Below are 20076 nucleotides of genomic sequence, written 5' to 3'. Positions count from 1 at the left end.
CCGGGTGGGCGCGGGCGTGGTCGGGACGACGGCCGCCGGTGCCGGTGTGCCGGGCGGGCGGTGTGATGAGCGGACGTGTACGAGGGGACCGGCCGGTGCGCGGGCCGGCCGGTGCGGGTCAGTCCGGTGATCCGGCGGGGGTGGTGCCGAGCAGGGCCTGGACCGCGCGGGAGGGGCTCGGCCGGCCGAGCCGGCGCGCCATCCAGCCGCTGGTGGCGACCAGGGCGCGCAGGTCGACGCCGGTCCGGATGCCGAGTCCGTGCAGCATCCACACCAGGTCCTCGGTGGCCAGGTTGCCGGTGGCGCTCTTGGCGTAGGGGCAGCCGCCCAGCCCGCCGGCCGAGGCGTCCACGGTGGTGACCCCGGAGCGCAGCGCCGCCAGCGTGTTGCTGAGCGCCTGGCCGTAGGTGTCGTGGAAGTGCACGGCGAGCCGGCCGACCGGCACCCCCGCCTCGGCGAACCCTTCGAGCAGGGCGGTGACCTGGCCGGGGGTGGCCACGCCGATGGTGTCGCCGAGGCTGAGCTCGGCGCAGCCCATCTCCAGCAGCCGCACCCCGGAGCGGACCACCCGGGCGACCGGGACCGGCCCCTCCCAGGGGTCGCCGAAGCACATCGACAGATAGCCGCGGACCGGGACGCCGGCCGCCGCGGCCCGCTCCACCACGGGGCGGAACATCGCCATCGCCTCGTCCGCCGAGCGGTTGAGGTTGCGGCGGGCGAAGGTCTCGGTGGCGCTGGCGAACACCGCGACGTCGGTGGCGTGGTGGGCCAGCGCGCGGTCCAGGCCGCGCTCGTTGGGCACCAGCACCGGCAGGCGCAGCCCCGGGTGGCGGTCCGGCAGGTCGGCGAGCCGGGGCATCAGCTCCTCGGCGTCGGCGAGCTGAGGTACCCATTTCGGGTGAACGAAGCTGGTGGCCTCGACGGTGCGCAGACCGGCGGCCGCGAGCCGGCCGATGAACTCGGCCTTGACCTCGACGGGGACGAGCGTGCCCTCGTTCTGCAGGCCGTCGCGCGGGCCGACCTCGTGGATCCGCACCTTGGCGGGCAGGCCGGGGGCGCGGACCGGGGCCGGCAGGCCCAGGTCGAGGGCGTCCGGTTCGCGGGCGGGGCCGGCGTCTCTCGGCGCGGGGGCGGTCACGACCGCACCGCCTCGGGGGCCTCGGCCGGGGCGTCCGCGGGTGCCGGGACGGTCTCGGCGGGGGCGACCACGACCAGCAGCTCCTCCATCGCCACGGTGGCGCCGGCGGTGGCCCGCAGCTCGCTCACCGTGCCGTCGTGCGGGGCGGCGATCACGTGTTCCATCTTCATGGCCTCCAGGACGAGCAGGGGCTGGCCCTTGCGGACCGCCTCCCCGGCCGTGGTCTTCACGACCGTGACGGTGCCCGGCATCGGCGCGGTCAGCGCCCCGTGGTGGGCGGCGGCGCCGCCGGCGCTCTCGCCGACCGCGTCGTGGGTGTGCACCGGCCAGGCGTCGCCGTCGATCCCGAGCCAGGTCACCGGGCCGGTGGCGGGTGCGGTCGGGCCGTCGGCGGCGAGCGCGAAGCTCGTCCGCAGGCCGTCGACGGTCAGCTGGAGGCGATCCCCGGAGCGGCCGGCCCGGGCCCGGTGGACCGGCCCGGAGTCGAGCCGGATCTCGACCTCCAGGGTGCTGCCGGACGGATTGTCAGTGGCGTCGGCTACGTTGCCCGCAGTGATCGATCGGATGCGCACCGACACCGGGTCCTGGCCGGGGGTACGGAGTCGGTGGGCGGTCCAGGCGGGGTCGCCGCCCAGGCGCCAGCCGGAGGGAAGGGAGAACGGGTCGGTCCAGCCGTCGGCGTCGGCGGCCGGGGTGAGGTCCAGGTGCCGTGCGAGCGCGGCCGCGTAGTAGAGGAGGTGGGCGGGCGTCGGCGGTTGCGGCGGCAGGGAGTCGGAGGGCTCGGCGGGCGGCGTGGCGACGGCGGCCGGGGAGTACGGCGAGGCGAGCAGCCCGGGCTGCTGTTGCGCCGTCTGCTCGACCAGGCCGGTGTCGAGCCGGCCGGCGGCGACCTCCGGGTGGGCGAGCAGCCGTCGCAGGAAGCCGGTGTTGGTGGTGACGCCGAGGATCCGGGTGTCGGCCAGCGCGGCGCGCAGGCGCCGCAGCGCGGTCGGCCGGTCGGGTCCGTAGGCGATGACCTTGGCGAGCATGGGGTCGTAGGAGCTGGTGATCACGGTCCCGGGGGCGACTCCGGAGTCCACCCGGATGCCTTCGCCCCGCGGTTCGTCGAGGAGCAGGATGCGTCCGCCGGTGGGCAGGAAGTCCCGTTCCGGGTCCTCGGCGCAGATCCGGGCCTCGATGGCGTGGCCCTGGAAGGAGATGTCGGACTGGGTGAAGGAGAGGGGTTCGTCGGCGGCGATCCGCAGCTGCCACTCGACCAGGTCCAGCCGCCGGGGCCGGCCGGCGGCGGGGCTGGTGGCGGGGCCGGCGGTGCCGACGGTGTCGGCCGCGGCCACGGCGACGGCGAGCTCGGTGACGGGGTGTTCCACCTGGAGACGGGTGTTCATCTCCATGAAGAAGAAGTCGCGCACGCCCTCGTCGTCGGCGGGGGAGTCCGGGTCGACGCCGGGGACGATGAACTCCACGGTGCCGGCACCGGTGTAGCCGCAGGACTCGGCGGCACGGACGGCCGCGGCGCCCATCGCCGCGCGGGTCTCGGTATTGAGCAGGACGGAGGGAGCCTCTTCGATCAGCTTCTGGTGGCGGCGCTGCAGGCTGCACTCGCGCTCGCCGAGGTGGACGGTGGTGCCGTGGGCGTCGGCCAGCACCTGGACCTCGATGTGGCGCGGCCGGTCGATCCAGCGCTCCAGCAGCAGGGTGTCGTCGCCGAAGGCGGTGCGGGCGACGCGCCGGGCCGCGGCGATCTCGGTCGGCAGGTCGGCCGGGTCACGGACCAGGCGCATGCCCTTGCCGCCGCCGCCGGCGGACGGCTTGAGCAGCACGGGGTAGCCGATCTCCCCGGCGGCCGCGACGAGTTCCTCGTCGGTGGGCGCGGTGGCCCGGCTGCCCGGAACCACCGGCACGCCGGCGGCCCGGACGGCCTCCTTGGCGTTGATCTTGTCACCCATCAGCTCGACCGCGGCGGGAGGAGGTCCGATGAAGACGAGGCCGGCGTCGGCGCAGGCGCGGGCGAAGGAGGCGTTCTCGGCGAGGAAGCCGTAGCCGGGGTGGACGGCCTGGGCCCCGGTCCGGCGGGCGGCGGCGAGGATCTGGTCGGTCCGCAGGTAGGTCTCGGCGGCGGAGCTGTCGCTGCGGTCGGCCGGGCCGAGCCGGACCGCGACGTCGGCCTCGCGGACGTGCGGCGCGTCGGCGTCGGCGTCGCTGAACACGGCGACCGAGCGCACACCGAGCCGCCGCAGGGTGCGGATCACCCGGACGGCGATCTCGCCGCGGTTGGCGACCAGAACTGTGTCGAACATGGGAGGCGTTCCTCCGGGTCGAGGGGAGCCGTACGAAGGAGGTGGCGGCACCGGGTGGGTGCCGGGCACCGGGGAGGCGGCGGGGCCGGTGGGCCGCCGCCCGGGGGCTACATGCGGAAGACGCCGAACGGGCCGGGCGCCGGGAGCGGGGCGTTGGCGCAGGCGGTGAGCGCCAGGCCGAGCGCGGTCCGGGTGTCCAGCGGGTCGATCACACCGTCGTCCCAGAGCCGGGCGGTGGCGTAGTAGGCGTTGCCCTGGCGCTCGTACTGCTCGCGCACGGGGCGCTTGAACTCCTCCTCCGCCTCGGCGGGCCACTGCTCGCCGTGCGCCTCCAGCTGGTCGCGGCGGACGGTGGCCAGCACCGACGCAGCCTGCTCGCCGCCCATCACGGAGATCTTGGCGTTCGGCCACATCCACAGGAAGCGGGGTGAGTAGGCCCGGCCGCACATCGAGTAGTTGCCGGCTCCGTACGAGCCGCCGATCACCACCGTCAGCTTCGGGACGCGGGTGCAGGCGACGGCGTTGACCATCTTGGCGCCGTGCTTGGCGATGCCGCCCGCCTCGTACTGCCGGCCGACCATGAACCCGGTGATGTTCTGCAGGAAGAGGAGGGGGATGCCCCGCTGGTCGCACAACTCGATGAAGTGGGCGCCCTTGAGGGCGGACTCGGCGAACAGCACGCCGTTGTTGGCGACGATGCCCACGGGGTGGCCGTGGATCCGGGCGAACCCGGTCACCAGGGTCGCGCCGTACTCGGCCTTGAACTCGGCGAACCGGCTGCCGTCGACCAGCCGGGCGATCACCTCGCGCACGTCGTAGGGCGTGCGCGGGTCGACCGGGACGGCCCCGTACAGGCCGGCCGGGTCGACGGCCGGCGGTTCGGCCGGGGCGAGCGGCCACGGGCGGGCCGGGCGCGGGCCCAGCCCGGCGACGATGGTGCGGACGATGGACAGGGCGTGGGCGTCGTCCTCGGCCAGGTGGTCCGTGACGCCGGAGGTCCGGGAGTGCAGGTCGCCGCCGCCGAGCTCCTCGGCCGTCACCACCTCACCGGTCGCCGCCTTCACCAGCGGCGGCCCGCCGAGGAAGATGGTGCCCTGGTTGCGGACGATCACGGCCTGGTCGCTCATCGCGGGGACGTACGCGCCGCCGGCCGTGCAGGAGCCGAGCACGGCGGCGATCTGCGGGATGCCCGCGGCCGACAGGCGGGCCTGGTTGTAGAAGATCCGGCCGAAGTGGTCGCGGTCCGGGAAGACCTCGTCCTGCATCGGGAGGAAGGCGCCGCCGGAGTCGACCAGGTAGACGCAGGGGAGCCGGTTCTCCAGCGCGACCTCCTGGGCGCGCAGGTGCTTCTTGACCGTCATCGGGTAGTAGGTGCCGCCCTTGACGGTGGCGTCGTTGGCGACCACGACCACCTCGCGCCCGGCGACCCGGCCGATGCCGGCGATCACCCCGGCGGCCGGGGCGGCCCCGTCGTACATCCCGTCAGCCGCCAGCGGGGCCAGTTCGAGGAAGGGGGAGGCCGGGTCGAGCAGGGTGTCCACCCGGTCGCGGGGGAGCAGCTTGCCGCGCGCGGTGTGCCGGGCTCGGGCCTTGGCGCCGCCGCCGAGCGCGGCCGCGTCGAGCTTCTCGCGCAGCTCGGCGACCAGGGCCCGGTGGGCGGCGGTGTTCGTCCGGTACGCCTCGGAACCGGGGTCCGCGGCCGTGCCCAGCCGCGGGGCCGGTGCGGCGGCGCCAGGGGTGCCGGCCGCGGCGTTTCCGTTGATGCCGGTGGGCGCGCCGGCGGTGGAGATGACCATCCCAAGAGCTCCCTTGCCCTCGGCGGCAGGTGGGCCGGAAGGGCTGGTGAGCCCGCGACCCCCACACGTTAATGAACGTTAACTTCCGCCGCCCAGGTTAACGACCGATAACCCCACTGTCTACGATGGGCCGCATGCCGAATGTTCCACCCGCCTCCGGGCTCCCGCGCCGCGACCAGATCCGCAAGGAGGCCGCCCGGTTGTTCGCGGCCCGGGGCTTCCTGGGCGTCGGCGTGGACGAGATCGGCAAGGCGGTGGGGATCAGCGGCCCCGCGCTCTACCGGCACTTCGCCGGCAAGGACGCCATGCTCGCCGACCTGCTCGTCGGCATCAGTGAGCGGCTGCTGGAGGAGGGTCGGCGCCGGGCGGGCGGCAGCGAGGGCCCGGCCGCCGCGCTGGACGCGCTGGTCGGCGGCCACGTCGACTTCGCGCTCGACGACCGCGACCTGATCACCCTGCACGACCGGGAGCTGCTCAACCTCCGCGAGGAGGACCGCCGGACCGTCCGCCGTCTCCAGCGCGCCTACGTGGAGCTCTGGGTCGACGTGGTCCGCCAGGCCTACCCGCCGCTCGCCGCCCCGTCCGCCGAGCCGGTCGCCCGGGCGTCCGTGCACGCCGTCTTCGGGCTGATCAACTCCACCCCGCACAGCCACGGCCCCAATCCCGCCCACGGGGACGAGCGGGCCGGACTCCCGCGTGACGCGATGGCCGCGCTGCTGCACGACCTGGCGCACGGGGCCTTCTCGGCGGCGGCCCACGCCGTCGCCGCCGACACCGCAGGGGCCGCCGCCGGGGCCGGGCGCGTCTGAGCCCGGATCCCGCCGGGTCACGTTGCGCCGTCCGGGGGAGGGGTGGCGGCCCGCAGGGTGCGGGCCCGGGCCCGTGCGGGCTCGTCCCGAGGGCCTAGGACCAAGGGAGGTCGGCGTCCTGCGCCGGTGGGCGGTGGGCGTTTCCGGGCCGGTCGGTGACCCTGGTAGTGGGCGCGCCGCTCCGGCCCCGTCGGGAATCACCGCAGGTTGCGGGCTGTTGCCCCCTCCGTCGGGCCGGGACCTCCGGCTCGCCCTGGCCTGAAACTCCATGGCGGCCACCCGACGGAATGGTTAGCATCCCTAAATATGCCTGAGACTCACGGATCTACGGTGGAGCTTTCCCCGAGCGGCACCCGAACCGACACCCCGGGCGGGTCCGGGGACGGGCACGCCCGACCGGGCCCGTCCGCGGACCCCACGACCGCCACCGGCACCGGCACGCGTACCGCTACCACCACCGGTGGCGAAGGCGGCGGCCCCGACGCCCCCGACGAATCCGACGGCCGGGGCTGGCTCCGACGGCTGCTCGGTTACTGCTGGCGCTCCCGGCGCAGCGTGCTGCTCGCCTTCGGCGCCTCGCTCCTCGGCATGGCCGTCACCGCCCTGGTGCCCCTGGTCACCAAGGTGATCATCGACGACGTCATCACCGCGCACACCCGCCCGCTCGCCCCGTGGGCGGTGGTCCTGCTGCTGGCCGCCGCCGTGGTGTTCGGCTGCACCCAGGTCCGCCGCTACTACGGCGGGCAGCTGGCCGTCGACGTCCAGCACGACCTGCGCGCCGACCTCTTCCGGTCGCTCGGCCGGCTCGACGGCCACCGCCAGGACCGCCTGGACACCGGCCAGGTGGTCGGCCGTGCGACCTCCGACCTCCAACTGGTCAACGGGCTGCTCTCGATGCTGCCCATGATGACCGGCTACCTGATCATGTTCGCCATGTCGCTCGGCGTGATGATCTGGCTCTCGCCGCCGCTCACCCTGGTCGCCCTGGTCATGGCCCCGGCGCTGTGGTGGGTCTCGACGCTCAGCCGCAAGCGGCTCTTCCCCGCCACCTGGGCGGCTCAGCAGGAGGCCGCCGCCGTCGCCGGCGTGGTGGACGAGGCCATCGGCGGCGTGCGGGTGGTCAAGGGCTTCGGCCAGGAGGCCCAGGAACTGGACAAGCTGGAGTCGGCCTCGCGCCACCTCTTCGCGGCCCGGCTCCGCTCGATCCGGCTCAACAGCCGCTACAACCCCGCCATGCAGGCGATCCCCGCGCTCGCCCAGGTGGCGGTGCTGGCCTTCGGCGGCTGGCTGGCGGTCGACGGCCAGGTCTCGCTCGGCACCTTCGTCGCCTTCTCCACCTACGTCGCCCAGATGACCGGTCCGGTCCGGATGCTGACCATGGTCATCACGGTCGGCCAGCAGGCCCGGGCCGGTGTCGAGCGCGTGCTCCAGCTGATCGACGAGCGCCCGCTGGTCCAGGAGCGTCCGGACGCCATCACCCTCGACCTCACCCGGGAGCCGGCCGCCACCGCCGATGCGGCCGCCCCCGCCCCCGACACCGAGGGCCCCGCAACGGCCGGGCCCCCCGCCGCGACCGGGACGGGCACCGTGACCGGGGCCGCGGGCCCGCGCGTGGTCGGCCCGCTCACCACCGAGGTCGCGCTGGAGTTCGACCGGGTCGGCTTCCGCTACGACCCCGAGCACCCGGCGCCCGTCCTGCACGGCCTCAGCCTGCGCCTCGCTCCCGGCGAGACCCTGGCCCTGGTCGGCGCGTCCGGCTCGGGCAAGTCCACCGTCGCGCAGCTGGTGCCGCGGTTCTACGACCCGGCGGCCGGCGCGGTCCGCCTCTACGGCCACGACCTGCGCGACCTGACCCTCGACTCGGTCCGGGCGGCCGTCGGCATCGTGCCCGAGGAGAGCTTCCTCTTCTCCGAGACGGTCCGCACCAACATCGCCTACGGGCGACCGGACGCCACCGACGAGCAGGTCGTCGCCGCCGCCCGCGCCGCCCAGGCCGACGGGTTCGTCCGGGCCCTGCCCGACGGCTACGAGACCAAGGTCGGCGAGCAGGGACTCACCCTCTCCGGCGGCCAGCGCCAGCGCATCGCGCTGGCCCGGGCGATCCTCACCGACCCCCGCATCCTGCTCCTCGACGACGCCACCTCGGCCGTCGACCCGCAGATCGAGGCGGAGATCCACGACGCGCTGCGCTCGGTCATGGCCGGCCGCACCACGCTGCTGATCGCCCACCGCCGCTCCACCCTCCAGCTGGCCGACCGGATCGCCGTCCTCGACCAGGGCCGGCTGCTGGACCTCGGCACGCACGAGGAACTCGAAGCCCGATGTCCCCGGTACCGGGCCCTGATCACCGACCCCGAGGCCGGCCGCGTCCCCGCCGCACCGAACCCGGCGGACCCCGAGAACCCGAAGGCCCCGGCGGACCCGCCGAAGCCGACGGACGCGGCCTACCCGACGGGCAGCACCACCCCGACGAACGCGATCCGTCCGACGGACACGACCGAACCGGCGCAGCCGAAGGACCCGGCCGAGACGGCCCCCGCCGCCGCGCCGCCCGCACGCCCCGCGATGCCCACCCCGGCCCTGGCCAAGGCGGCCCGCACCGCCGCACCCGACCTCCTCGCCAAGGTCGCCTCCCTCCCGCCGGCCGCCGACACCCCGGCCATCTCCCGCGCCGAGGCCGAGCGGGGCGACGCCGACTTCAGCCTCCGCCGCCTGCTGCGCCCCTTCCGCGCACCGCTCGCCCTCGCGCTGGTGCTGGTCGCCCTGGACGCGGGCGCCGCCCTGGTCCTGCCGATCCTGATCCGGCACGGCATCGACGACGGCGTCAGCAAGGGCGTCATGACCGGCGTCGCCGTGGCCTCGCTCGCGGCCCTGGCGGTCGTCCTGCTGGACTGGCTGGTGCAGAGCGCCGAGAACCGGGTCAGTGGCCGCACCGGCGAGCGGGTGCTCTACTCGCTCCGGCTCAAGATCTTCGCCCACCTCAACCGGCTCGGCCTCGACTACTACGAGCGCGAGCTGTCCGGCCGGATCATGACCCGGATGACCACCGACCTGGACTCGCTCACCTCCTTCCTGCAGACCGGCGTGGTCACGGCCGTGGTCAGCCTGCTGACCTTCCTCGGCATCTTCGGGGCCCTGCTGGTGATCGACGCCGGGCTCGCCCTGGCCGTCTTCGCGGTGCTGCCGCTGCTCGTGGTGGCGACCCTGGTGTTCCGCCGGAAGTCCAAGGCCCAGTACGAGATCTCCCGCGACCTCATCAGCACGGTCAACGCCGACCTGCAGGAGAACGTGGCCGGCATGCGGATCGTCCAGGCGTTCCGCCGGCTGGACACCAATACGGACCGCTTCGTCGCCCGCGGCATCGCCTACCGGGACGCCCGCGTCCGCGCCCAGCTCTACATCTCGCTGTACTTCCCGTTCGTGCAGTTCCTCTCCAGCGTGGCCGCCGCACTGGTGCTGATCGTCGGCGCCTCGCGGGTGGAGGCCGGGACGCTCACCGTCGGCGCACTGGTGGCGTACCTGCTCTACATCGACCTGTTCTTCGCGCCGGTCAACCAGCTCTCCCAGGTCTTCGACGGCTACCAGCAGGCGGCGGTGGGCCTGGGCCGGATCCGCGAGCTGCTGCGCACCCCGACCAGCACCGCGTCGGCCGCCGACCCGGTGCCCGTCCCGGCCGGACTGCGCGGCGAGATCGAGTTCGACCACGTCGGCTTCGCTTACAACGGTGGCGCGGACGGCTCCCCGGACGTCCTGACCGACGTCAGCCTGCGGATCCCCGCAGGGCAGACGGTGGCGCTGGTCGGCGAGACCGGGGCCGGCAAGTCCACCCTGGTCAAGCTGGTCGCCCGGTTCTACGACGCGACCGCCGGCACCGTGCGGGTCGACGGCGTGGACCTGACCCGCTACGACCTCGCGCAGTACCGCCACCGGCTCGGCGTGGTGCCGCAGGAGGCCTACCTGTTCGCCGGGACGGTGCGCGAGGCGATCGCTTACGGCCGGCCCGACGCCTCGGCGGCCGAGGTGGAGACGGCGGCCCGGGCGGTCGGCGCGCACGACATGATCGTCCGGCTGTCCGGCGGCTACGACCACGAGGTCGCGGGCCGGGGCCGGAACCTCTCGGCGGGCCAGCGCCAGCTGATCGCGCTGGCCCGGGCGGAGCTGGTCGATCCGGACGTCCTGCTGCTGGACGAGGCCACCGCGGCCCTCGACCTGGCCACCGAGGCGGCGGTCAACCACGCCGCCGACCGGCTCAGCGGCGGCCGCACCACGCTGGTCATCGCCCACCGGCTGACCACCGCCGAGCGCGCCGACCGGGTCGTGGTCCTGGACCACGGCCGGGTGATCGAGGACGGCACGCACGCCGAACTGCTCGCCCGGGGCGGGGCGTACACCCGGCTCTGGCAGGCGTTCGTGGCGGAGGGTCACCACGGCGGTGCCGACGGCCGTGGCGTCGCGACCGTACCGGCCTCGGAGGCGATCGTCGGATAACCGGACCGAGCAGCCGAGCGGCCGAGCAGCGGTCCGGCCGAACAGCGGTCCGGCGGGGCGGTGGGCACCGGAAACGGGCCCGCCGCCCCGTCACGCCGTCCCGGTCACGCCGCGAGCAGTGCGATCAGCAGCCCCGAGGGGTCGATCCCGCGAGGCAGCTCGCTCACCTGCCCGTCCCCGACCTCGACCACCCGCCAGCCGGAGCCGTCGGCGCGCTCGGCGAGGTCGGTGGTGACGAACCGGCAGCCCAGCGCCCGCACCAGCGGCCGGACCACGGACAGGTCGGGGGAGACCGGGCAGCCGGGCAGGTCCGGGTGCGGCCCGACCAGCACCGGCTCGCCGTCCAGCCACCACGCCCGGGCCTCCACCGCCCGCCGCCGCCCGTCCCGGCCCGTGTCCCGATTCCCGTCCGCGGCACCCTCGGAGCCGTCGTCGGACGGGGACGCGGGACCACGGGCGTCCCACCCCACCCGGGTGAACTCCTCGAACCGCCGCAGCACCACACCGCCCGCCAGGTGTTCGGCCTGCAGCTCCACGAACCGCGCGACCACCCGTTCGACGGCCGGCAGATCCGCCAACTCCGGGATGTAGCAGGCTTCGTCCCACTCGTCCTTGCGGGACTTCACATAGTCCTTGACGATCGCCGGCCCCTGCCCGCCGAGCCGGGCGACGGCCGGTGCCAACCGCTCCGCTCCGACCGTTCCCGCTCCGACCGTTCCCGCCCCGGCCCCGGTCCCGGCGTCCGGCACCGGCAGCCAGACGCTCTGCGGGGTGGCACCTTCGAACACCTCGTACCAGCCCGGCAGTTCATGCGCCGAGGCGTACCCGGGAGGGCTGGTCAGCAGCTGCCCGCCGCGTTCCGCCAGGGCGGCGGCGAAGTCCGTGTACCGGGGGGAGGGGAGCATCCACCCCCGGTACCAGAACGGCCCGCGCCCCGCCGGCACGCGGTGGACGGCCGCATGGGCGTCCCCCGCGAGCAGTGCGTCGTGGTCGACCAGATGCTGCTCGCCGCCCAGGTCACGCAGCAGCCTGGCCTCCCAGGCGAACTGCGGGTCGACCCGGCGCGGGTCCAGCGGATGGGAGGGGAGGAGGAAGGCTGGTGCGGGCATGGGCGTCAGGGTAAGGCCACCGATGGGTCGACAGGCCGTCAAAACCCCGACGTCACAGGCCCCGACCCGGACGGCCGGGCCTGTCCGGCGAGCCGCCCGGCAGCCCGTCCCGCCGGCCCCGCCGACCTGCCCCGACCCGCCCGCCGCAATCCGCTCGACGGCCGGAGCCGCCCGCTGCGAGAGTGACCCGATGCGAAACCTGTGGCGCAACGCGCGAAGGACCCCTCGGCAGGCGGCCCGCACAGTCGTCCTGGACGAAGGGGGCTCCGTCTTCCTCCTGCGCTCGGACAACAGCGAGGTCGGCGTGCACTGGACCATGCCGGGCGGCGGCATCGAGCCCGGCGAGACACCGTGGACGGGAGCGCGCCGCGAGCTCTGGGAGGAGACCGGCTGGTCCGACCTCGAACCCGGCCCGCTGCTCTGCACCTGGGAACACGACTTCACCTGGCACGGCACACCCGTCCGTCAGCACGAGCACATCTACCTCGCCGGCGGCCCGCACCGCGGCCCGGTCGGCGACGTCAGCGCGATGCACGCCGCCGACCGGATCCTCGACTGGCGCTGGTGGACCCCGGCGGAGCTCGCCGACCCGAACGCGGACGCCCTCTGGCCTCCCCGGCTGCCCGACCTGTTGTCGGCCGTCCGCGAGGGCTGGCTCACGGAGCGCCGCACACCCGAGCCCGTCGACCTCGGCTACATCCCGAACGCCCGGCCCGCCCGCTCCTGAAGCGGCCCGCCCGTTTCAGGCCCGGCCGACCCGCGCCGGGCCCGGCCGGCCCGTCCGGCGTCCGCCGCGCCGGCCCGTCCGCCCGGGCGGGCCGGCCTGCCAGTCCCGCAGCTCCAGCTCCCGGTCGTGCAGCGCACCCGGGTTGATCACGACGGAGAGCTGCGCCCCGGCCAGCCGCTCGTAGGCGAGGCCGGTGGCGCTCAGCAGGCGCTCGGTCGGCACCGACACGGCGATCGCGGGCCGCCAGGCGGGCAACACCACCAGACAGGTCCCCCTGCCGAGCCGGACGAGTTCGGCGGCGGCCCGGACGGCGGGCCGTTCTTCCGCCCGCGCGGGCAGCCCCGTGGGTCCGAAGCGTCCCACGGCCTCCGGCTGGTGCGGGGTACCGCTGATCAGGACGCCCAGCGGCGCCTCGGCGCCCGTCACCGACCGCGCGGCGCCATCGGTCCCGCTGACGGTGGCGGCCCCGGTGGCGGTCCCGGTCTCCGCCCCGGCCCGGTCGTCACCGGTGCGCGGCCCGGGAACGGACGGCACGTTCGCCGTCGGCGCCGGGCCGGAGCGCGTGGTGTCCGGCTGGAGGGGCCCGGCCGCCTGAGGGTGCATCCGGCGCAGCCGCCGCGACGGTGCCGGTCGCCGGGTGGCGACGGTGCGCAGCTCCTCCTGGGCCGCCCGCAGGACGGGGACGCTCCGGTCCCGGGCGGCCGGCGGCTGCTGGAGCCGGACGAAGCCCTCGCCGCGACCGTCACCGCCGTCCGCGCGCTCCGGCCCGGCCACGTCCCCTGCAGCGCCGTCCGACCAGTCCGACCCGTCCGACCCGGCAGCCCCACCGGACCGGCCGCCGCCGCGCGGCCTGGGCACGGAGCCACCCGTCCAGCCTTCGGCCGCCGCCGCCGCGATCGAGCAACGGCTCGCGCCGTCCGCCGGTGCGGCGCTCCCGGCCCCGTCCGGGCGGACGGGTGCCGACGGCGTGATCGCGGCGGCGGGGGCCGACGGGGACCGGTCGGCGGCGGTCTGGTCGAGCGTGGTCATTGGCACGGGCCCTTCACGGTTCGGTGCCGTCGATCCTCCCGCACCGGGCGATCTCCTCCAAGCGGCTTTTCGCCTCGTGCGCCCCACGCCACCGTCCTGCCCCGTTCGTCCCGTTCGTCCCGACAACCCCAGCCGTCCCAGCCCTCCTGGCCGTCCCGGTGGCCCAGCAGCCCCCGGGGCAGGGCCGGTCAGGCGCCGGGCGCCACGAAGCCCTTGAGGTCGGCCAGGACGACGTTGGCCGCGGCCACGCCGAGGCCGAGGAACCAGGTCTCGTCCGGGACCGGCCGGGCCTGTCCGGACTTGACCGCGCCGAGCGTCTTCCACAGGGCCCCGCCGAGCACCGCGTCCTGGTTGGTGGAGCTGGGCGTGCCGTAGACGCCGTAGAAGACCCAGTCGGCGTCCGCCTTGTCGATCTGCTCGGGGCTGATCTCCACCGCGAGTTCCTTGACCTGCTCGATCTTGGGCTGCGGCAGCTGGGCGTCGGTGAGGATGGTGCCGATGAAGGACAGCTCCGCGTAGAGCCGGGTCTTGCCGGGCATGAAGCGCAGCGGCGTGATGGTCGGCCGCTTGTCGCCGAGCGTGGCCCCGATCGCCGCGGCGGCCGTCTGATAGGCGTCCAGCTGGGCCCTGGCCTCGGCCTCCAGGCCGAACGGGCTCGCGTTGAGCAGGAAGTTCTGCTTCCACGGGTAGCCGGGGCGCAGCGAGAAGACGGTCGGCGCGATCTTGGAGAGCTGCTCGTACTGGTCCTGGGCGCGCAGCTGGCTGCCGAGGATCAGGTCGGGCTTGAGCGCGGCGATGGCCTCCAGGTTGAGGCTGTTGATGGTGCCGACGTTGGCGGGGTTGCCGGCCTTGTCCTTGAGGTAGGACGGCATCGTCTTGGAGCCGTCGGTGTGGACGACGCCGACCGGCTGGATGCCGAGCGAGACGACGTTGTCGAGCTCGCCGGTGTCGAGGACCACGACCCGGACGGGCTTGGCGGGGACGACGGTCTCGCCCATCGCGTGCTTGACGGTGCGGGGATAGACGCCGGGCGCGGCGTCGGTGCCGAAGCCCTTCATCTTCTCGATCACGGCGGCGTAGTCGTCGCCGCCCTGCTTGACCGACTTCTGGTCCGGCGTGGAGCCGCCGGAGGGCTTGGCCGTCCCGCCGCCGGAGCCGGAGGCGCCGGAGTCCGAACCCTCGGAGCCCGAGCCGCCCGAGCTGCCGCAGGCGGTGAGCAGCCCGCCGATGCCGAGCACGGCTCCGCCGGTGAGGGCCGCGGTGAGCAGCTTCCGGCGGGTGGGGCGGGGGTCGGTCGGCCGGCCGGGGGTGGGGGACACGCGGCACTCCTTCAGGGACGGGGCGTCGAAGTTAGGTGAGGCAAACCTATCCGACGGCCTCCGCGGCCTCCCCGCCGCACCGCCCAGGAGGGCGGAACGGGGTCCCGAATCGTGTCAAACCACAACACTTCCGACAAATCAATTCGGTAACGACCCTTCGAAATAAAGGTACACGGCTTAACAGTCCATGCATCACGGGTCAACGGTTGAGCGTTCCTGGGTAAATCGAAGGGAGTGGTTCAGATCACCCGAGGTTGGCCTACTCAACCTTCAGTACCCGCACCTAGGGTGCGGTGGTGTTTGATCAGCAGCTCTCAGAGCACGGAAGCAGCGGCCGGGCAACGGCGCCCGCCGCTCCGCAGGGTGCCCCGGTCAGTGGCGCCAGTGGTGGAGTCCCCGGCGCCGCTTCGGCGGGGGCGGCGGGGGCGACGGGGGCAGCGGGGGACAAGGGCCTACGGGGCAACTCCGTCGGCCTGCTGAGCAGCGTGGTCCTGGGCGTCTCCACGGTCGCCCCGGTCTACTGCCTGACCGCGACCCTGGGTCCGACCGTCACCGCGGTCGGCGTCCAGATGCCCGCGGTCTTCCTGGCCGGCTTCCTGCCGATGCTGCTCGTCGCGTTTGCGTACAAGGAGCTGAACAAGGACTTCCCGGACTGCGGCACGTCCTTCACCTGGACGGTCAAGGCGTTCGGTCCCCGGGTCGGCTGGATGGCCGGCTGGGGTCTGACGGTCGCCACGATCATCGTGCTGTCCAACCTCGCCGGGGTGGCCACCGACTTCCTGTACCTCATGCTCGGCGAGATGACCGGCAGTGGCGCCGTCGCCGACCTCAACGACAACAAGGCCGTGCACCTGGCCACCGTCGTCGTGCTGATCGCCGCCGCCACCGCGATGAGCTATCGCGGCATGACGGCCACCAAGTGGTTCCAGTACAGCCTGGTCGGCCTCCAACTGGCCGTCCTGCTGCTGTTCTCCGGCATCGCCATCGCCAAGGCCGCCGCCGGCGACCTGCCCCACTCGATCGGCTTCTCCGCCTCCTGGCTCAACCCGCTGGAAGTGAGCTCGTTCAGCGCGTTCACCGCCGGTCTCTCCCTGTCGATCTTCATGTACTGGGGCTGGGACACCTGCCTCACCATGAACGAGGAGACCAGCGGCAGCGCCAAGACCCCGGGCCGGGCCGCGATGATCTCGATGGTCACCCTGGTCGGCTCCTACCTGCTGGTCGCCATCGCCGCCCAGATGTTCGCCGGCGTCGGCACCACCGGCACCGGCCTCGGCAACCCCGACACCGCCGACAACGTCTTCTCCGCCCTGGCCCGCCCGGTGCTCGGCTCCCCGTGGAGCATCCTGCTCTTCGTGGCCGTCGTCGCCAGCGCCGCCGCCAGCCTGCAGACCACCTTCATCCCGGTCGCCCGCACCCTGCTCGCGATGAGCGCCTACCGGGCCGTGCCGCCGCGCTTCGGCACCGTCCACCCGCGCCACCGCACCCCCGGCTTCGCCACCGTCGCCGCCGGCATCGCCACCGCCGCCTTCTACGTCGGCATGAGCGTGATCAGCGAGAACGTCGTCCAGGACACCATCCTGGCCCTCGGCCTGATGATCTGCTTCTACTACGCGCTGACCGCCTTCGCCTGCGCCTGGTACTTCCGCCGCTCGCTCCGCGACAGCCTGCGCGACCTCGTCGTCAAGGGCATCGCCCCGCTGCTCGGCGGCATCCTGCTCAGCGGCGTCTTCCTACAGACCCTCACCGACGCCTGGAACCCGGACTACGGCAGCGGCACCGTGTTCGGCATCGGCTCGGTGTTCGTCATCGGCGTCGGCATCCTGCTGCTCGGCGCGGTCCTCATGGTCGTGTACGGCTTCTACCGGCCCGCGTTCTTCCGCGGCGAGACGCTGCGCAAGGACACGCCCGCCCTCATCGTCGAGGACTGATCACGACCGAGGAGTCGAACGGCGGGTGGGCACCCGCTATCCTCGAACCCATGAAGCGCTTCGCAGGTCTCAGCTGGTGGCCGTCCTAGGACGGCCACCAGCCACGCCTGACCAGGGCCGTCCGGGATGGACGGCCCTGTTGCGTTTCTCCGACGGGACGGGCCCCGAGCCCCGGACGGCCGCCACCACCGCCGTTCCGAGGAGAGACACCCCGTGACCACGACCACCGCCGTCGCCGACCAGCCCGGCCCCGCCGACCACTCCACGGAGTCCGCGGGCCTTGCCGACCTCGCCGATCTCGACGCGAGCATCCGCACCGACCCAGGCGCCCACCGCGTCCTCACCGGAGACCGCCCCACCGGCCCGCTCCACCTCGGCCACTACTTCGGCAGCCTCCGCAACCGGGTCCGCCTCCAGCGCCTGGGCGTCGAGATGTTCCTGGTCATCCCCGACTACCAGGTCATCACCGACCGGGACCTCGCCGACCGCCTCGCCGAGCACACCGAGAACCTCGTCCTCGACTACCTCGCCACCGGCATCGACGCCGAGCGCGCCACGATCTTCACCCACAGCTCGGTCCCCGCCCTCAACCAGCTGCTGCTGCCCTTCCTCAGCCTGGTCAGCGTCGCCGAACTCCACCGCAACCCCACCGTCAAGGACGAGATCGCCCACTCCAGCCAGGCCGCCGTCAACGGACTGATGCTCACCTACCCCGTCCACCAGGCCGCCGACATCCTCTTCTGCAAGGCCGACCTGGTCCCCGTCGGCAAGGACCAGCTGCCCCACCTGGAGGTCGCCCGCACCGTCGCCCGCCGGTTCAACGAGCGCTACCCGCACCCCGACGGCACCACCGTCTTCCCCCGCCCCCGGGCCCTGCTGGGCGCCGCCCCGCTGCTGCTCGGCACCGACGGCGGCAAGATGAGCAAGAGCCGCGGCAACTCCATCCCGCTCGCCGCCGACGAGGACACCACCGCGCGGCTCCTCAAGGGCGCCAGGACCGACACCGACCGCCGCATCGGCTACGACCCCGTCGGCCGCCCCGAGGTCTCCAACCTCGTCCTGCTCGCCGCCCTCTGCCAGGACCGCACCCCCGAGGAGGTCGCCGAGGAGATCGGCGACGGCGGCGCGGCCGCGCTCAAGCGCACCGTCACCGAGGCCGTCAACGAGTACTTCCGCCCGATCCGCGCCCGCCGCGCCGAACTCGCGGCCGACCGCGGCCACCTCCGCGAGGTCCTGCGCGCCGGCTCCGAACGCGCCAACGCGATCGCCGACGCCACCCTCGCCGAAGTGCGCGAGGTCATGGGATCGCTGTGAACGCGTCAGGGGCATAACCTCTCGGGGCCGGTTCCGCGCCGGCCCCGGGACCACCCCGACCCGCGCCGCCCCACCCCGGAAGGAACCCGGCCATGGACCAGCACCCGACCACCCCCGGCCGAGGACTGACCCGCCCGCCGCACCTCCGCCCCGGGGACCACGTCACCGTGGTCGCCACCAGCGGCCCCATCGACCCCCGGCGGCTCGCCGCCGGCACCGCCCTGCTGCGCTCCTGGGGACTGCGCGTCACCGTCGCCCCGCACGTCCTGGACACCCACCCCGTCCTCGGCCACCTCGCCGGCACCGACGCCGACCGCGCCGCCGACCTCCAGACCGCCTGGCTCGACCCCACCGTCGACGCCGTCATGTGCGCCCGCGGCGGCTACGGCGTGCACCGCATGGTCGACCTCCTCGACTGGAACGCCCTGCGCGCCGTCCCGCCCAAGGTGCTGATCGGCTACAGCGACGTCTCCTCCCTGCACGAGGCCTTCGCCCAGCGCCTCGGCGTCGCCACCCTCTACGGACCGATGAGCGCCACGGCCACCTTCCTGGAGGACGGCCCCACCGCCGAACACCTGCGCCGCACCCTCTTCGAACCCGCCGCCACGACCGTCCTCACCTCGGCCACCGCCACCGCCCTCGTCCCCGGCCGGGCCCGCGGCATCACCGCCGGCGGCTGCACCCACGTCCTCGCCGCCGAACGCGGCACCCCCGCCGCCCGCCCCTCCTACGCCGGACACCTCCTGGTCCTGGAGGACGTCAACGAGCACCCCTACCAGCTCGACCGGCTCCTCACCCAGCTCCTGCGCTCCGGCGCCTTCGACGGCGTCACCGGCATCGCCCTCGGCTCCTGGGAGGGCTGCGGCCCGCTCGACCGGGTCCGGGACGTCATGCTCGACCGCCTCGGACCGCTCGGCATACCGATCATCTGGGAACTGGGCTTCGGCCACGGCCCGTCCACCCTGACCGTCCCGCTCGGCCTCCCCGCCCTGCTCGACGCCGACGCCGGCACCCTCACCCTGGACCTGCCCGCCCTCGCCGAACGCTGAGTAGGGTTCGCCCATGAACGCGGACCGCCCCACCGGGACCTCCGGCGTGGCCGGGCTCGACGCGGACAGCCTCGCGGCCCTCGCCCGCGGCCTGCTGCGAGGCCCCGGCAGCAACGCCCGCACCATCCTCGGACTCGCCGGCCCGCCCGGCGCGGGCAAGTCCACCCTGGCCCGGCACCTCGTCGCCGAGGTCGAGCGCCACGAGGGCCCGGGCAGCGCCGCCTACCTCCCGCTGGACGGCTTCCACCTCTCCGCCGCCCAGCTCGACCGCCTCGGCCTCGGCCACCGCAAGGGCGCACCCGCCACCTTCGACGCGCACGGCTACGTCGCCCTGCTGCGCCGGGTCGCCACCGACCGCTTCCAGGACATCTATGTCCCCGACTTCGACCGCGACCTCGACGAGCCGGTGGCCGCCCGGCACGTGGTCCACCCGCACGCCCGACTCGTCATCACCGAGGGCAACTACCTCGCTGCCGCCGACCACCCCTGGCCGGAGGCCCGGCGCCTGCTGCGCGAACTCTGGTACGTGGAGACGGACGACGCGGTCCGCGAGGCCCGTCTCCTCGGCCGCCACCGCGCCGGCGGCCGCGACGAGGCCACCGCCCGCCACTGGGTCACCGGCAACGACCACCCCAACGGTGAGTACGTGAAGGCCGGCCGCGCGCTCTGCACCCGGACCGTCCGAGTAGGCCGTTTGCCTCAGCCCCCGAATGGGCGTAGTGTTCTCTAGTCGCTCGGCAGGGAGCACCGGACACGCATCGGCGCGGACGGTCCCGGGGCGGCCAATCCTCTGAAACACCACCTCTTCCCGGTTACGGGCCGAGGCGTGTCGTTATCTGTTTCGACGCGTTCCGGCTCAGGGTTTATTTGGTGTGCCTGTTTTAGGGATTGCGGCCGGATTCGCTTTTCGGAGCGGGGATCGGTTAGAGTTTGAAACGTCGGACGGGGCGTCAAGCCGCAGAAGACGCCAGCGAGTTGGATGAAGGAAGCGCCGGGAACGGCACGGAAAACATCTGGTAAGCTGGAAACACGAAAGAACGAAGCGCCCGGAGGGCCCGCTGGAAGGCGGC

The 20076-nt window shown here is 74.1% G+C and carries 13 protein-coding genes; 7 read left to right on the top strand and 6 right to left on the bottom strand.

Translation table 11 applies throughout. From position 1 onward, the window contains the following. Positions 1-118 precede the first annotated feature (118 nt). The 3 genes from ACFVUH_RS35845 to ACFVUH_RS35835 form a co-directional block, all read right to left on the bottom strand. Positions 119-1138 (bottom strand): hydroxymethylglutaryl-CoA lyase, encoded by a 1020-nt coding sequence (locus ACFVUH_RS35845; protein ID WP_387917750.1) that lies wholly within the window; start codon positions 1136-1138, stop codon positions 119-121. Continuing rightward, positions 1135-3435 carry a biotin carboxylase N-terminal domain-containing protein gene (locus ACFVUH_RS35840; RefSeq protein ID WP_387917748.1) on the bottom strand — a complete coding sequence of 767 codons (2301 nt, stop codon included), beginning with the start codon at positions 3433-3435 and terminating at the stop codon, positions 1135-1137. Before ACFVUH_RS35840 ends, ACFVUH_RS35845 begins: the two co-directional genes overlap by 4 nt. Positions 3436-3542: 107 nt before the next feature. After that, a complete protein-coding gene (locus ACFVUH_RS35835; RefSeq protein WP_387917746.1) occupies positions 3543-5231 on the bottom strand; it encodes a carboxyl transferase domain-containing protein in 1689 nt (562 codons plus the stop codon). Positions 5232-5365: 134 nt separating this feature from the next. On the opposite strand from ACFVUH_RS35835, the gene ACFVUH_RS35830 reads away from it, so the two are divergent. Continuing rightward, the gene (locus ACFVUH_RS35830; protein ID WP_387917745.1) at positions 5366-6040 is read left to right on the top strand and encodes a TetR/AcrR family transcriptional regulator; all 675 of its coding nucleotides are present in this window, start codon (positions 5366-5368) and stop codon (positions 6038-6040) included. Positions 6041-6346: 306 nt separating this feature from the next. Beyond that, complete coding sequence (locus ACFVUH_RS35825) at positions 6347-10528, top strand: ABC transporter ATP-binding protein (protein ID WP_387917743.1); 4182 nt, start codon at positions 6347-6349, stop codon at positions 10526-10528. A 104-nt stretch (positions 10529-10632) separates the two neighbouring features. On the opposite strand, the gene ACFVUH_RS35820 is transcribed toward ACFVUH_RS35825, so the two are convergent. Next, positions 10633-11637 (bottom strand): ATP-grasp domain-containing protein, encoded by a 1005-nt coding sequence (locus ACFVUH_RS35820; protein ID WP_387917742.1) that lies wholly within the window; start codon positions 11635-11637, stop codon positions 10633-10635. A gap of 190 nt (positions 11638-11827) precedes the next feature. Here ACFVUH_RS35820 and ACFVUH_RS35815 point away from each other — a divergent pair, with 190 nt between their 5' ends. Beyond that, positions 11828-12364: an NUDIX hydrolase gene (locus tag ACFVUH_RS35815; RefSeq protein ID WP_387917741.1), complete on the top strand. Its 537-nt coding sequence runs from the start codon at positions 11828-11830 to the stop codon at positions 12362-12364. A 15-nt stretch (positions 12365-12379) separates the two neighbouring features. Here the strand turns inward: ACFVUH_RS35815 and ACFVUH_RS35810 are convergent, their stop codons facing one another. Continuing rightward, positions 12380-13393 carry a hypothetical protein gene (locus ACFVUH_RS35810; protein ID WP_387917740.1) on the bottom strand — a complete coding sequence of 338 codons (1014 nt, stop codon included), beginning with the start codon at positions 13391-13393 and terminating at the stop codon, positions 12380-12382. A 188-nt stretch (positions 13394-13581) separates the two neighbouring features. Continuing rightward, positions 13582-14712, bottom strand: coding sequence for an ABC transporter substrate-binding protein (locus tag ACFVUH_RS35805; protein ID WP_387917739.1), 1131 nt, complete (start codon positions 14710-14712; stop codon positions 13582-13584). A 296-nt stretch (positions 14713-15008) separates the two neighbouring features. Here ACFVUH_RS35805 and ACFVUH_RS35800 point away from each other — a divergent pair, with 296 nt between their 5' ends. From ACFVUH_RS35800 to ACFVUH_RS35785, 4 genes are all read left to right on the top strand, one after another. Further along, positions 15009-16643, top strand: coding sequence for an APC family permease (locus ACFVUH_RS35800; protein ID WP_387917738.1), 1635 nt, complete (start codon positions 15009-15011; stop codon positions 16641-16643). 309 nt (positions 16644-16952) lie between these two features. Next, a complete protein-coding gene (trpS, locus tag ACFVUH_RS35795; protein ID WP_387917762.1) occupies positions 16953-17957 on the top strand; it encodes a tryptophan--tRNA ligase in 1005 nt (334 codons plus the stop codon). Positions 17958-18049: 92 nt separating this feature from the next. Beyond that, the gene (locus ACFVUH_RS35790; RefSeq protein ID WP_387917736.1) at positions 18050-19006 is read left to right on the top strand and encodes an LD-carboxypeptidase; all 957 of its coding nucleotides are present in this window, start codon (positions 18050-18052) and stop codon (positions 19004-19006) included. Positions 19007-19019: 13 nt separating this feature from the next. Next, the gene (locus tag ACFVUH_RS35785) at positions 19020-19736 is read left to right on the top strand and encodes a nucleoside/nucleotide kinase family protein (protein WP_355370158.1); all 717 of its coding nucleotides are present in this window, start codon (positions 19020-19022) and stop codon (positions 19734-19736) included. Positions 19737-20076: the final 340 nt, after the last annotated feature.

It is taken from the genome of Kitasatospora sp. NPDC058032 (assembly GCF_042885845.1).
Classification (GTDB): domain Bacteria; phylum Actinomycetota; class Actinomycetes; order Streptomycetales; family Streptomycetaceae; genus Kitasatospora.
Note: the sequence above shows the minus strand (reverse complement) of the source record. Positions and strands in the feature narration are given on the sequence as shown.